This window comes from Magnetococcales bacterium (genome assembly GCA_015228815.1).
Lineage (GTDB): Bacteria > Pseudomonadota > Magnetococcia > Magnetococcales > UBA8363 > UBA8363.
This window is the reverse complement of sequence record JADGCV010000037.1, coordinates 22330-36426: the sequence shown is the minus strand read 5'-3', so window position 1 is coordinate 36426 and position 14097 is coordinate 22330. Positions and strand designations below refer to the sequence as shown.

Annotated in this window: 13 protein-coding genes; 3 read left to right on the top strand and 10 right to left on the bottom strand. The window is 58.9% G+C overall.

Going from position 1 to position 14097, the window contains the following annotated elements; all coding sequences use genetic code 11:
• The 10 genes from HQL76_14340 to HQL76_14295 form a co-directional block, all read right to left on the bottom strand.
• On the bottom strand, positions 1-260 hold a 260-nt coding region (locus HQL76_14340), incomplete at its 3' end, for an Rpn family recombination-promoting nuclease/putative transposase (GenBank protein MBF0110346.1).
• Between the two features lie 113 nt (positions 261-373).
• Positions 374-1132, bottom strand: a complete 759-nt coding sequence (gspN, locus tag HQL76_14335; protein ID MBF0110345.1) for a type II secretion system protein N — start codon at positions 1130-1132, stop codon at positions 374-376.
• Positions 1129-1635: a type II secretion system protein M gene (locus HQL76_14330; GenBank protein MBF0110344.1), complete on the bottom strand. Its 507-nt coding sequence runs from the start codon at positions 1633-1635 to the stop codon at positions 1129-1131. The genes gspN and HQL76_14330 overlap by 4 nt, the downstream gene beginning before the upstream one ends.
• A 3-nt stretch (positions 1636-1638) precedes the next feature.
• Positions 1639-2850: a hypothetical protein gene (locus HQL76_14325; GenBank protein MBF0110343.1), complete on the bottom strand. Its 1212-nt coding sequence runs from the start codon at positions 2848-2850 to the stop codon at positions 1639-1641.
• Positions 2851-2981: 131 nt separating this feature from the next.
• Positions 2982-4298, bottom strand: a complete 1317-nt coding sequence (locus tag HQL76_14320) for an insulinase family protein (protein ID MBF0110342.1) — start codon at positions 4296-4298, stop codon at positions 2982-2984.
• Positions 4295-5644 carry an insulinase family protein gene (locus HQL76_14315; GenBank protein MBF0110341.1) on the bottom strand — a complete coding sequence of 450 codons (1350 nt, stop codon included), beginning with the start codon at positions 5642-5644 and terminating at the stop codon, positions 4295-4297. Before HQL76_14315 ends, HQL76_14320 begins: the two co-directional genes overlap by 4 nt.
• A complete protein-coding gene (locus tag HQL76_14310) occupies positions 5622-5990 on the bottom strand; it encodes a hypothetical protein (GenBank protein MBF0110340.1) in 369 nt (122 codons plus the stop codon). The genes HQL76_14315 and HQL76_14310 overlap by 23 nt, the downstream gene beginning before the upstream one ends.
• Positions 5987-6490, bottom strand: a complete 504-nt coding sequence (gene lspA / locus HQL76_14305; GenBank protein MBF0110339.1) for a signal peptidase II — start codon at positions 6488-6490, stop codon at positions 5987-5989. The genes HQL76_14310 and lspA overlap by 4 nt, the downstream gene beginning before the upstream one ends.
• Complete coding sequence (gene ileS / locus HQL76_14300) at positions 6487-9345, bottom strand: isoleucine--tRNA ligase (protein ID MBF0110338.1); 2859 nt, start codon at positions 9343-9345, stop codon at positions 6487-6489. Before ileS ends, lspA begins: the two co-directional genes overlap by 4 nt.
• A gap of 55 nt (positions 9346-9400) precedes the next feature.
• Positions 9401-10339, bottom strand: coding sequence for a bifunctional riboflavin kinase/FAD synthetase (locus HQL76_14295; protein MBF0110337.1), 939 nt, complete (start codon positions 10337-10339; stop codon positions 9401-9403).
• 238 nt (positions 10340-10577) lie between these two features.
• Here HQL76_14295 and HQL76_14290 point away from each other — a divergent pair, with 238 nt between their 5' ends.
• The 3 genes from HQL76_14290 (at position 10578) to HQL76_14280 (ending at position 14060) form a co-directional block, all read left to right on the top strand.
• On the top strand, positions 10578-12590 hold the full coding sequence (locus HQL76_14290) for a SurA N-terminal domain-containing protein (protein MBF0110336.1): 2013 nt from the start codon (positions 10578-10580) through the stop codon (positions 12588-12590).
• A 144-nt stretch (positions 12591-12734) separates the two neighbouring features.
• Positions 12735-13016, top strand: coding sequence for a DUF2442 domain-containing protein (locus HQL76_14285; protein ID MBF0110335.1), 282 nt, complete (start codon positions 12735-12737; stop codon positions 13014-13016).
• 99 nt (positions 13017-13115) lie between these two features.
• Positions 13116-14060, top strand: a complete 945-nt coding sequence (locus tag HQL76_14280) for a sigma-54-dependent Fis family transcriptional regulator (protein ID MBF0110334.1) — start codon at positions 13116-13118, stop codon at positions 14058-14060.
• Positions 14061-14097: the final 37 nt, after the last annotated feature.

Below are 14097 nucleotides of genomic sequence, written 5' to 3'. Positions count from 1 at the left end.
TCCCGGTAGCTCTTGTGCTCGATCAGGACATAGATCGACATCGGCCTTCCACTGACCGTTCTGACCTGGAACACGCGGTCCGAGTAACAATGGCGCAGGTCTTCCGCGACAAAACTTCCTTCGACCAGTTCCGGCGGTTCGGAGGTCAGAAGTTTGACCACCTCGGGCGGCAATCGTTCCCGCAACAAAGCACCCGCCGTCTCCGGCGAAGACAGAAGAACCCGGAACAGATTATCATGCGGCTGGGAAATTTCAGTCATGACCGACACAATAGCATGAGTCGTCGTTCAAGTCATTCCGGATATCCGATTCAGGGAATCGAAAAATTCCGTCAGTGCGGACACCACCCTTTTCCTTCCTTCACTATTGTTTATTACAAGTACCCCTGGATCCGCACCGGAAACTGTTTATTGCGCTCGAATCCAATCCATTGCCGGAGCAGATTGGCCATTTGATCATCCATGTCTTTTCCCCCTTTGAGGCTCCCTCTGAGAGAATACCGGCCATCGGGATAAATCTTCAACACCAGGGCGGTACGAAGAACCCCATCGACATCCTTGATATGGATCAGGACCTCCCCGTCCACTCCAAGCTCGGCTTCGAGGGTGAAGCCTCCCAGTTTTTTATCCCAGGGGACGCCGATCATCAAATCCTCAAGGCGTCCCCCGGCGTCGATGGCGATGATCCGTCCTTCGCGATTCACAGCCAGGTGTTCGATCCTGAACGCCAGCCGGCCCAGAAGATCGACCGGCAATTGCATCCGCAGCGGTGTCAAACCCGCGAGGGAGGCGACGAAGGAAAGCTCGCGCACATTCAGGATCAACTCTTTTTCCCCCACGACTGCCCCCTGGAGATGCAATCCATCCGGGCCATCGAGGGAAAAATCGACCCGGGGAGCCAGACGCAACAAGGATTCGGGAGAGATCCGCCAATGCAACGGCCCCGTTTCAAAATGCGCCACGACCACCCGTCCCGCAGTCCCCGACCACGGGGTTCCCGACATTTCACCGAGGACCAGCACCGAGGGATCGATTGCGAGCCACGACCACGCCAGCCCCGCAGGCAGGGTTGAAAGAAGAAAAAAAAGGTAACCCGCGACCCCCAGTGCCAGATACCCCCTGGTTCCCATCATCCACCCCGGCGCCCCAGGACCAGACGGGCCCGCACCTTTCCCGGTTCCTGTTCGCGCTCCAGCGTCACCGAGGAGGGTTCCACCCCTCTGGAGTGCAGTTCGATCAGCCAGGCGACCAGGGCATGAAAATGGGCCTGTTCGAATCGAACCAACGCCTGATCGTTACCCGTGGGTTCCACTCCTTTCAGGGCGGTACCGACTCCGCTCTTGCTGGCGCTCTCCTGAACGAAAGACAACAGGGATCCTGCTGGAATGGGAGTTTCTCCGCCCCCCAGAGCCGCCAGCAACCTCTTTGCCTCCGTTGCCCGACCCTGCATCCACGTCACGGCCTCGACCCCCGCCGCCACCCGTTGCCGGGCATGGCCGAGACCTTCGATGAACGGGGACCACACCATGGCGTAAAAGAGCGCCACGAACAATGCTACCCCGCCGATCACCACCAGGCGACGTTCCCGCCCGCCAAGGCCGCGCCAGACATCCATCCATCCCGACCAGTCGCTCATTTTCTACACCGCTCCAATGTCGATCTGCCCTTCGACCCCGTCGGTACCGCGATCCGCCTTGCGCAAGACCGCACGCAAGCCATACTGCTTCGTCAATACATCGATCATCCGTTCCAGCCGCCCCGTGTCGGGACTCTTGACGACCAGCCCCAGGGTCCCATCGCGATAATTGACCCGATGAAACAGCAGCCCTTCGACACCCCGGGCCGCCATGGCCACCTTGGTCAGCCAGTCCATGAACCCTTCGTTTCGGTTTTTTCCTTCCTGTCCTTTGAGTTCCTCCAGGCGTTGCATCATCTGCCCCTTCGGATTCACGATCACATGAATATCGGGAAACACCTCGGTCAGGATGGTTCGGGATTGATTTTTCAACACCGCTTCCCGTTGTTCCAGATAGTGCAGTTCCACCATTCCGATCATGGTTCGCGCCACGAGCCAGACCGCCAACAGAATCAATCCAAAACGTGCCTGTTGCCATCCACCGCCGAACACACCCGCCGAACGATAGGCCCCCTGTAACAGGTTCAATCCCCCCGCTGTCGCATCGCCACCGACCATCTCCACCACCCGGTCGCGATGGCCGATGACCCGGTCCACAGGAACCGGAAGAGAAAAGCGGTCGGAGTCGTCATCCCGGTCGAATGCGACCCATCGGATCCGTTCCGGCAATTCGGGGCGCTGACAGGCCAGCGACAAGAACAGTTCCAGGTTGTCGCGTTCGATCATGAACCCTTCGTCATCCCCCAGACGGACCCAGGCCTGGTCTTCCTCGGTACACACCTGCCATTTTCCCGGAGTGAAGGGAAGCAGAAGGAAATCGATGATCATCGCCTGGGGGCGGATGTCCCATTCGGCGACGAAGGCCATCCATCCATCCATGATTTTCTTCGCCACCACCGCAACCGCCATCCGGCCATCCGCGCCGATCTTGCCCAGGCTGAAATGCAACTGTTCCACGGGGGAAAGCAGATCGTCTTCGAGCAGAAAGGGGACTGCCTTTTCGAGTTGTCGTTTTTTTGCCCCCGCGGGAGGGGTAAGGCGGGTCAAAAGGATGTCTCGTCCGGGAACCACCAGAATGACGCGCTGTCCACGGGCGGCGAAGGCGGCGACTCCTGCCGGTTCGCGGCGCACCTGGTCGAGTCCGCCATCGCCACCGACGAAAAGGACCTTGTCCCCATCGAGCGGCGGCAGAAAAAGGAAAAAAGGTGTGCTCATGGAAATGGAAACGATCCACCACAGTCAAAGGATGGGTTTGGGAAGGGGCTTTCCCCTTCCCAATGGAGGTTTGGAGGCAAAGCCTCCAAAGTTTTTCTTTTGACGTAACTGCCCAGGCCCCCCCCCTTCACTTAATTTTTTCGCCCCACCGTCACCGTCGCATACCGTTCGGGATCCAGAACCCGACGCGCCACCCGCTGAATATCCTCCCGCCCCACTGCCTCGATCCGCTCCGGCCAACGACGAAGATAATCAATGCCCCGCCGATAATATCCCACCAAACTCCAGGTCGCTGCCTGTTTTTTCAATGTGTCCAGATTGAGCGCGAAGGATTCCACCAGATACCGTTTGACATCCGATAATTCATCCGCGTCCCCCCCCTCCCTGGCCAAAAGACGCATCGCCTCATGAATCAAGCCGATCGATTGCGCCGTCGCCTCCGTCCGGGTCTTCATCGAAATCGTCAAGGGACCACGCTTCTCCAACGGAGCGAAATGGCTATGAATCCCATAGGTCAAACCCCGCTTTTCGCGAATTTCCTCGTTCAAACGGCTCGTCAAACCCGGCCCCCCCAGAATCTGATTCAAGACCACCATCGGATAATAATCGGCATCCTCCCGATCCATGGCGATCATCCCCATTTGAATGGCCGTCTGCGGACTGTCCATTTCCAAATGAACCGTCCCCCCCGAAGCCAAAGTCCCTGTCTCCGGAATTGCCCCGTGCAACGAAGGACGCACATCGACCCCGCCAAAATGGCGTTCCAAAAGTGGCCCCAGGGTCTCTTCGGTAACATCGCCCGCCACCGCGATCACCATCTGCGGCGCACGGAAGCTCAAAACATGAAAACGCCGCACATCATTCAAGGTGATACGGGCCTGACTCTCCTCATAGCCCATCGGCGGATGGGCATAGGGATGCCCGGCATACATCATGGCATACAAACGCTCGCCCGCCAGCCAGTCGGCATCCTCCCGCTTCTGTCTCAAGGCAACCACGGTCTCCTGCCGCGCACGCTCGAAATCCCGAACATCATGGCGCGGTTCCAACACCGCCAGGGACAACAGTCGCAACGCCTCCTCCAGATGAAGCGAAAGAGTCGTCATGGAAACTTCCAGAGTGTCACGATTGGCATTGCCATCCATGCGGATTCCCAGTTCGTCAAGACGATCCCGGAAAGCCTCCGAATCCATCGAACCCGCCCCCTCGTTGAACATCCACGCCGTCAAATAGGCAACCCCCTCCCGCCCCCTGGGATCAAACACCGAACCGCCACGGGTCAGAAGATTGAGTTCCACCATTGGATTGGCATGATTTTCCACCAGATAGACCCGAATTCCACCACGGGTCGTCAGAAAACGGGCCGTCTCCAGAGACGTCGCGGCACCAGCCACGGTCACCACACACATCCACGCAATCAGGACAAGAAACCATGGAAACCTGGTCATGGCGTCAAAACCCCGACAACAGCCCTGTCCCGGGTCAGATAACGAGCCGCGACCTCCTGAAGACGTTCAGCCGTCACCTCCTGAATCATGCGCGGACCATCCTCGATCTCCCGTTTCCAATCGACCCCGACGATACTCAGACGTCCGATCATCGTCGCCAGATGCTGGACAGCATCCCGGGAATAGATCCGTTCCGCCAGCAATCCATTCTTGGCCCGTTGCAACTGGGCCTCGGAAACAGGATTGGCTAAAAAGGTTTCCATTTCAGCGAACAACGCCCGTTCCAGATCGTCAACCGGGACGCCATCGCGTGGATCGGCATAAATGTCGAAGGTTTCAACCCCCAGGGAAGACCCCGCATATTGGGTTTGCACCGCAACCGCCTTCTGCTCCTGAACCACAAGACGACGGTACAAACGGCTCGACCCGCCCCCCCCCAGAACCGCCGCCAGGAGATCCAACGCATAGGCATCCCCGGTGGCACCATAAGCCAGCGAAGGAACAGACCAGGAAATCTGCATGAAAGGGGCCATGACCTGGGGATCCCGATGAACCAGCCTCCGGAATCCGCTCCCCTCCGGCAGGTCCGGCAACGCCGACCGCTCCTTCCGTCCCGAAGGGGCAATCCCGCCAAACCAGTGCCGCACCCTGTCCCTGGCCGAAATGAACTCGATGTCGCCGACGATCACGAGGATGGCATTGTCGGGAGAATAATGGCGCCGATACCACCCTGCCACATCGGCCAGGGTGTACCCCTCGATATCCTTCATCCAACCGATGATCGGGCGGCCATAGGGGTGATCTTGAAAGAAAAACCGACGAAATTTTTCAAAGTAGCGTCCCTGGGGATTGGAGTCGGTCCGGGTACGCCGCTCTTCACGCACCACATGATTTTCCGAGCCGAACCGGCCCGGATGGAACACAAGGTTTTCCATCCGGTCCGCCTCCAGCTTCAAGGCCAGTTCGAGTTGGCTGGAAGCGAGCCGGGACCAGTATTGGGTATGGTCCCAGGCGGTCGCGGCGTTTTCCTCGCCGCCATGACGGGCGATGATCCGGCTGTATTCCCCCCCTGGAACCGCCTTGGTTCCCTGGAACATCATGTGTTCCAACATGTGGGCCAACCCCGTTTTCCCGGCGACTTCATCCAGCGCCCCGACCCGATACCAGACCTGGGTCGCGACCACCGGCGCCTTGGACTCCCGGACCAGAATGACCCGCAGGCCATTATCCAGAGTGAAGTCCTCCGATTCCCAGCCCCAGGCCCGCCCCGGCCCGACAAAAACCAGGAGAAAAAACAGAAAGACCGCAGCCGATCCCCCGCAATCAGTGTGCCTTGATCGGGGCATCCATCCATCCGGGAAGATTTTCTTTTTCATTGCGGGAAAGACCTTCATTGTCCTCACGGACCGGTGGAATGGCAAAGGGAAGACGCGAATTTGACCCTTCCGGGTTTCCCGTCCGTGTACCACCCGGTCCATCGGGGTTGACCCAGGCATCGAGGGGTGGCTCTTCCTTGCGAACATCGGGGTTGGGCAGTTCGCTCAGATCGGGAGGAATTTCCAGGGGTTCACGAGTGGCCACCCGCCCCGGATCCAGGAAATCCTGCTCCCAGGGAAGGGAAATGGCATTGGAGCATCCCGCCAGCCCGCCACACCCCGCCAGGAGGATCATCACCTTGCAAAACCGCTTCATGCCGTCTCCTTGTCTTCATCGTTAAGGAAATAGTCGAGCAGGAGCATCGCGACTCCGACCGTGATGGCGCTGTCGGCCAGATTGAACACCGGCCAGGAAAGATCATGCCAATGGACATGAAGAAAATCGACCACCTTGCCCAAACGAATCCGATCCACCAGATTACCCAGCGCCCCGCCGAGAATAAAAGCCATGCCGCCGATCAACCACAGGCTTGTCGTCCGTCCCAGGACGATGACGATGGCGACCACCGCCACGACCGCCACGCCGCCCAGGACAAGATGACGCCACCCCGGTTCCAGATCCTTGAACATGCCAAAGGCGGCGCCGACATTGTACACCAGGACCAGATCGAAAAAGTTTTCCCAGAGAATGATCCGCCGGCCACTTCCCAGTTCGGCCACTGCCATCCATTTGGACCACTGGTCGATCAAAAACACCCCAAGCGCCAGGGGGATCCCCACAAGCCACCCGTTTCGGTTCCAACCATCAACGGTCATCGGCGCAAACCCGCCACCACCCCGACACAACGGGGACACAGTTCCAATCCCGCCACACCCGTCACATCCTCGCCCCAATTCCAGCAGCGTTGACATTTGGCCCCCCCTGAACGCAGCGCCTCGACCCGCAATCCCGCCAGGGAAGAATCAACCGCAGTCTCATCGGACACGACCTCCTCCTGGCAGACAACCGAAACACTGGCAACAAGCAAGAGTCTCGCCAGTTGATCGAAAGAACCCAGGAAATCGCACCATTCCCGGGTGGCGACGATCCGGACCCGGGCTTCCATGAAGGAACCGATCACCTTGTCGTTGCGCAGAGTTTCAAGGATGCGGTAAACCTCGGAACGGACCTCGCGGAACCGTTTCCAGACGGCGGCCTGTTCATCGTCCCGCCATTCGGGACGATTTTGTGGAAAGGGCGCCAGATGGACCGAATCCTCGGCACGATGCGTCATCTGGAGCCAGATTTCTTCGGCGGTGAACGACAGGATCGGGGCCATCAATCGCACAAGCGCGTCGAGGATGGCGGCGAGGACTGTCTGGGCCGAACGGCGCGACAACGAATCGGCGGCGTCGCAATAGAGGCGATCCTTGATGATGTCCAGATAGAAAGCCCCCATGTCCACGGCGCAAAAATAATGGAGGTCCTGGTAGACACGGTGGAAGGCGAATTCCTCGTAGGCGGATGTTACCTGGTCGATCAAATGGGCCAGACGATCGAGGGCCCAGCGATCCAAAGCGGGCATTTCCTGCACGACCACCTCGTGGCGTGCCGGATCGAAACCGTGAAGATTGCCCAGGAGGTAACGCATGGTATTGCGGATGCGGCGATAACTGTCGGCCAGGCCCTTGAGGATTTCGTCCGAGATGCGAATATCGCCGGTGTAATCCTCGGCGCTGACCCACATGCGCAGAATGTCGGCGCCGTATTGTTTGATCACCTTTTCCGGAGCGATGACGTTGCCCAGAGACTTGGACATCTTTCGTCCCCGGCCATCGACGACGAAGCCATGGGTCAGGACCGCCCGGTAGGGGGCCGTCCCCCTTGTGCCGACCGCGGCCAGAAGGCTTGAATGAAACCAGCCGCGATGTTGGTCCGAGCCTTCCAGATACAAATCGGCGGGCCAGGAGAGTCCCCAGCCATCGGCACGATTGTTTTCCAGGACCGCGGCATGGGTCACTCCCGAGTCGAACCAGACATCGAGAATATCGGATTCCTTGTGAAACTCGCCGCCGCCACATTGGGGGCAGACAAATCCCTGGGGAAGGAACTCATGGGGTTGTTTCTGGAACCAGACATCGGCGCTTTCCCGTTCCACCGCCCGGGCCACCGATTCGATCACCTCCGGTCCGGTGCAATGGGCGCCGCAGGCACTGCACGAAATCACGGTGATCGGCACCCCCCAGGCCCGTTGCCGCGAGACACACCAGTCGGGGCGTCCCTGCACCATGTTGAAGATTCGCTCCGCCCCCCAGGAGGGAATCCAGCGGGTGGCGCGGATGGCGGCCAGTCCCTTTTGCCTGAGGTCGTTGTGTTCCATGGAGATGAACCATTGCGGGGTGGCACGGATGATCACCGGTTGATGGCAGCGCCAGCAATGGGGATAGCTGTGTTGCAGGGGGGCCGTTCCCAGAAGACGACCGATCCGGTGCAAATGTTCGATGATTTCGCCATTGGCGGTAAAGATGAACCGACCGCCGAATTCGCGGGTTTCGCTGGTGAACCGACCGCGATCATCCACCGGGTTGAAGGGGGGAAGGTGGTAGTTCAGGCCAACCTCGTAGTCTTCATGTCCGTGGCCCGGAGCGATGTGGACACAACCGGTCCCCGCCTCCAGGGTGACGTGGCGGCCCAGGACGATCGGGGCATCCTGATCGAGGTAGGGATGGCGAAAGCGACGCCCCTCCAGGTCTTTGCCGGAAAAACGACAACGGATGGCCACCGTGTCGCGGGCGATGCCGAGGGCATCGACCACCGATTCCCACAAACCCTCGGCAACGATCAGGAGTTCCCCCGCCACCAGATTGGCGTGACCTGCGGGATCGAGGATTTCGAGGGCGATATAAGTCAATTGCGGATGGAGCGCCACGGCCAGGTTGGCGGGAATGGTCCAGGCGGTCGTGGTCCAGATGACCACGGAAACGGGCCGGATGGCGGTCAATGACGGGTCGATGTCTGTCAGAGTCTGGTCTGCGGCCAGGGGAAATTTGACGTAGATCGACTGGGACGTATGGTCCTGATATTCAACCTCCGCTTCGGCGAGCGCGGTCACGTCATGGACGCACCAGTAGACCGGTTTGGATCCCTTGTAAAGCCCGCCGTTGGCGAGAAACCGCCCCAATTCGCGCACGATGTCCGCTTCGAAGGGGTAGTCCATGGTGCGATAGGGGTGATCCCAGTTGCCGATCACCCCCAGGCGAATGAATTCTCCCTTCTGGATTTCGACCCAGTGGCCGGCGTAGTCGCGGCAGCGACGGCGGAAGGTGACGGTATCGATCGATTCCCGTGTTTTTCCCTCCTTTTTCAGTTCCTGTTCGACCTTGGTTTCGATCGGCAGGCCGTGGCAATCCCAGCCGGGGACATAATCGGCGTCGAACCCCATCATCTGGCGCGATTTGACGATGATGTCCTTGAGGACCTTGTTGATGGCGTGGCCGATATGAAGATGACCATTGGCGTAGGGGGGGCCGTCATGAAGGATGAAGCGGGGCCGACCTGGCGACTGTTGTCGCAACCGATCATAAAGGCCAAGGTCCTGCCATCGTCGCAGCAGTTCCGGTTCGCGGGCGGGCAGGTTGGCGCGCATGGCGAACCCGGTTTGCGGCAGAAGTACGGTATCCTTGTAATCCACGGTCGGTCTCACCTTGAAGAATTTCAATCGATCACTGTCCCAGCCTCAAGTCACGTCACACCTCTGGTCCATCGGCGAAATAGCGCTTTGCCAACCGGACATCCTCCGCGATCCGCTCCCTCAATTCGTCGATGCCGGAAAATTTCCGTTCCGGTCGCAGAAACTTCAGGAACTCCACCCGCAACCAGCGCCGATACAGATCCCCCGAAAAGCCGAAAAGATGCGTCTCCAACCGACGCCCCCCCAAACCGAACGTCGGATTGACCCCAAGATTGGCCACCCCCCGATACGCCACCCCCTCCAGCCAAACCTTGACGATCCAAACGCCCAGGGGCGGATGGAGCATGTTGCATGCCGGGATGTTTGCGGTCGGAAACCCCATGGCCCGTCCCCGCCGCTCCCCGTGAACCACCCGACCCTCCATCGAAAAGGGACGCCCCAACAGGATCCCTGCCCGGTCCAGGTCCCCCTGCCCGACCACTGCCCGGATCATCGATGAAGATATAACGGTATCGCCAACCCGCATCAATGGCTGTCCATGAACCCCGAACCCCAATTGTCGTCCCATGCGCCGCAACGATTCCAGATTCCCCTCGCCCCCCGAACCAAAACGAAAATTCTCGCCGACAAGGACCTCGCGCACCGCCAATCCCGCCACCAGAGTGCGTTGGACAAACTGCTCCGCCGACAAGGTTGCCAGATCACGATTGAACCGCAGAATCAAAACAGCGTCGATCCCCGCGCCATCGAGCCTGGCGATCTTGGACCGCAAGGGGATGATGCGGGCCATGGAAGGATCGTTTCCCAGGAAACGCCGCGGATGGGGTTCGAAGGTGATCACGACCTTCGGCGCCCCGCCATGCCGCCGCGAAAGGTCCAAAAGCCGGGAAAAAATCGCCTGATGCCCACGATGAACACCATCGAAATTGCCAATGGTGACGACCGCCTCCCGGAAACGGGGAACGATATTGATCCTGCCACGAATGACGTACATTCCGAATGCCCAACTCCACGATCCAGGTCGGACCAGCGCTACCCCGAAACGAGACGAACCGGGGCCTCGGTCCACGCGATCCTTGAAAAAAACCATCCCATAATGCAGTGAAACCTACCGGAAGGAAAGAATTGCGTCAACGAACCTTGATTTCCTTCCAGATCGTGGCCCCCCCTCGCCAACGTCCCTCCCCATGAAAAAACAGTGCGCATGGCGCCGTAATGGTGAAGATTTTGCAGTGATCCAGGGAGAAGGACTGGATATTTCCTCGATCAAACTCTATGCTTTTCCACCGCGAAGCACCGTCGCCAACATTTTTCTCCCCAGTACGCGGAGTTCCCATTCGATGCTCAAGATACTGCGCAAGGGCGCCAACACCTTCATCGTCAAACTGCTGCTGTTTTTCATCGCCTTGAGCTTCATGGTCTGGGGGGTCGGAGACTATGTCAACAGTCAGAACCAGCAACCGGTGGCGGAAGCGGATCATTGGGCCATTGGCCCGAGGGAGTTCGCCATGGCCTATGACAACGAATTCCAACGCATGCGCCAACGGTTCGGCGGCTCGCTCGACAAAAAGACCGCCGAGGTTCTCGGTCTGAAACAAAAAACCCTCAACGCCATGATCAACCGCAATCTGATCCTCGCCAAAAGCCATGAGATGCGTCTGACGGTCTCCGACACTGCCCTGCGCGATCAGATCGCCACCAATCCGGTCTTTCACAACGAGAGAAAATTTGATCCGGAACGGTATGCCCTGGTATTGCGCAACAACCAGATGTCGCCACGGGATTATGAACAAAAGCTCAAAACCGACCTGATCGCGGCGCAGTTGCAGCAGGCGCTCACCGCGCCATTGAATGTTCCGGATCTCTTCATCGACAATCTGTACGCTCTGGAAAACGAAAAACGCTCGGTCGAACTGTTGACCCTGCCCCTGGAACCGATCCTGGCGACCATCACCGCCACGGATGCCGAGCTGAAGGCCCATCTGGAGAGGAATCACGAACGTTATGTGTCCCCGACCCAGGTGCAGGTTCATTACATCCTCCTGGGCAGCGACAGCCTTCGCGAGACCGTTGTCATCCCCGATGCCGAGATCGATGACTATTTCGATGAACACAAGGAAGAATACCGGCAGGAAGAAAAGAGAAACGCCCGGCACATTCTGTTCAAGATCGGGGATGGCGTCACGGAGGAGCAGGCGCGGGAAAAAGCCGTGGCGGCGAAGGGACGCATCGACAAGGGCGAAGCGTTCGAGGCGGTTGCCCGGGAGGTGTCCGAGGATGTTTCGGCGTCCCAGGGAGGGGAACTGGGACTTGTCGCGCGTGGCGTGATGGTTCCGGCCTTCGAGGAGGCGGTGTTTTCCCTGGAGAAGGGGGTGGTGTCGGAGCCGGTGCTCACCCCGTTCGGGATCCACCTGATCCGGGTCGATGAGGTCCATGCGGCGCGGATACGACCGGAGCCGGAGGTCAAGGTGGAAATCAAGGCCCTTTTGACCGAAAAGAAGGCCATGGACCTGGTCTATGAACGGGCGGCGGTGATGGAGGATCAGGTTTTTGCCTCCGGTGATTTGAAGTCGATCGCGAGCGATCTCAACCTGCGCTACAAGGAACTCGACTTTTTCAGCCGCGAGGATCTGGCCAAACTCGACGGACTGGAACAAGAGAAAAAATTTCTCGATGCCGCTTTCGCGACCACGAAGGGTGAATTGAGTCCGATGGTGGAATTGTCCGAAGGAAAATTCATGGTCCTCCGGGTCAACGACCGCAAGGAACCGCAACCCCGTCCCCTGGAAGAGGTCAGGGAGCAGGTTCTCCGGGATTACAAACAGGAACAGGGGGCCAAACTGGCCCGGGAACGGATGGAACGAATCCTCAAGGAATTGACGGAAGGATCGCCCTGGGAACAGGCGGTCACGGCCCATCCTGGCCTGAAGGCCGAGTCCATCGACCCCTTCACCCGTTCCGGTGAACATCCCAAAGTTGGCACGGCCATTCGCGCCGCCGCGTTCAAACTGACGATGGAGGCGCCGATGCACCGGGAGATCATCGACAATTCAGGGGTTCTGACACTGCTTCGCCTCAAGGGGATCGAAACGGCGGACCGAACGAAATTCAAGGAACAGGAACGGAAAAAAATGGTCGGGCTGGTCGAAGAGGGGTTGGGATTGGAGCAGTTGACCGCCTATCTGGATGGTTTGTGGACGTTGGCCGACATTCGCATCAATCACAAAATCCTCGACCAGTTTTAATCGTGTTGCGGGTCCAGGGGCGAAGCCCCTGAGAGCAACGCACCCAACAAAAGAGTGGACGGAATTGCATCAAGAAAAATTGCTGTTCATGTGGGAAAGCAAGAAGTTCTACACGCTTCCTCCGTTGGTGTGAGGAGAAATGCCATGCTCGTTACCGTGCAATCCGTGGAATACCTGGATGACCACCGCTTGCGTTTGACCTTCAACTCAGGCGAAAGCGGGGTGGCGGATCTGGCGGAACTGGTGCATTCCACCCCAAGCGCCACGCCCTTACGCAACCAGGAAGAGTTCCGCCGCGTCTTTCTTGACGAATGGCCCACCCTGGCGTGGCCCTGCGGATTCGATCTGGCGCCAGAATATGCCTATTGGTTGGTGACAGGAAAACCCCCAGTCTGGCAATCACCTTCCATCGCGAAATCAGCCTGATGCGTTTGACATGAACCCCACCCCTCCGCCTCCGTGACAACGCACCCCTCGACACGGAATTCCCCCCCCTTCGCCGCGATCAAGACGCGCAACGAACGAATGTTGGCCATTTTCGACTATCTTGAAAAAATCGCCCCTTCGAGTCAGCCGGTATTGATCCATGGAGAGACAGGCGTCGGAAAGGAACTCCTCGTGGCAGGGCTGCATCGGGCGAGTGGCCTGGCGGGACCATTGATCGCCATCAACGTTGCCGGGATCGACGGCGCCATGTTTTCCGATACCCTGTTCGGACACGTTCGGGGCGCGTATTCGGGAGCGGAAGGTTTTCGCCAGGGGATGGTGGCGGAGGCCCAGGGCGGCACATTGTTTCTCGATGAAATCGGGGATCTTGGGACGGAATCGCAGGTGAAACTGTTGCGGTTGCTCCAGGAGAATCTTTATTATCCTCTTGGCAGCGACACCCCTCGCGGAAGCGATGCCCGGATTGTCTGCGCCACCAACGTCGATCTCAAGGCCCAGGTGGACCGGGGGACGTTTCGCGCCGATTTATACTATCGTCTTTCGGCGCATCAGGTCTCGATTCCACCCTTGCGTGAGCGGATGGAGGACATTCCGCTGCTTGTGGACCACTTTGTGACCGAATCGGCGCAGGCGATGAACCGGACCCGGCCCGCGATCGCCACCTCCTTTCTGGAGGCCCTTGCCGCCCATCCATTCCCCGGCAACATTCGCGAACTTCAGGCATTGGTACATGACGCCGTTGCATGTCACAATGATGGCGAACTTGGAATGGACAACACGGCTATCGGGCGTTTGGTATCCCATCGCCCCTTTGGGCGGGGGGAAGAAAGTGGTCTCGAAGAAACGGCCAACCTGTTCCGAGGACTTTCGGGTCCGCTGCCGACGTTCCGGGAGGCGGAACGACTGCTGATGGCGGAGGCATTGCGCCGAAGCGGCGGATCCCAGGGTGTGGCGGCGGCGATGCTGGGCATTTCCCGAACAGCACTCAATCGCCGCATCCAGATGGAACGGCGAAAGCGATAAGAAGTCGAAGGACAAGAAGTGAACCCTTTCCGACCCC

Excerpts from the sequence above, each read along its gene's own strand:
- HQL76_14310 (MBF0110340.1), bottom strand. The coding sequence starts at position 5,990 with ATGAAGCGGTTTTGCAAGGTGATGATCCTCCTGGCGGGGTGTGGCGGG.
- HQL76_14280 (MBF0110334.1), top strand. The coding sequence starts at position 13,116 with ATGTTGGCCATTTTCGACTATCTTGAAAAAATCGCCCCTTCGAGTCAG.
- HQL76_14285 (MBF0110335.1), top strand. The coding sequence starts at position 12,735 with ATGCTCGTTACCGTGCAATCCGTGGAATACCTGGATGACCACCGCTTG.
- HQL76_14320 (MBF0110342.1), bottom strand. The coding sequence starts at position 4,298 with ATGACCAGGTTTCCATGGTTTCTTGTCCTGATTGCGTGGATGTGTGTG.
- HQL76_14330 (MBF0110344.1), bottom strand. The coding sequence starts at position 1,635 with ATGAGCGACTGGTCGGGATGGATGGATGTCTGGCGCGGCCTTGGCGGG.
- HQL76_14295 (MBF0110337.1), bottom strand. The coding sequence starts at position 10,339 with ATGTACGTCATTCGTGGCAGGATCAATATCGTTCCCCGTTTCCGGGAG.
- HQL76_14325 (MBF0110343.1), bottom strand. The coding sequence starts at position 2,850 with ATGAGCACACCTTTTTTCCTTTTTCTGCCGCCGCTCGATGGGGACAAG.
- HQL76_14315 (MBF0110341.1), bottom strand. The coding sequence starts at position 5,644 with ATGCCCCGATCAAGGCACACTGATTGCGGGGGATCGGCTGCGGTCTTT.
- lspA (MBF0110339.1), bottom strand. The coding sequence starts at position 6,490 with ATGACCGTTGATGGTTGGAACCGAAACGGGTGGCTTGTGGGGATCCCC.
- gspN (MBF0110345.1), bottom strand. The coding sequence starts at position 1,132 with ATGATGGGAACCAGGGGGTATCTGGCACTGGGGGTCGCGGGTTACCTT.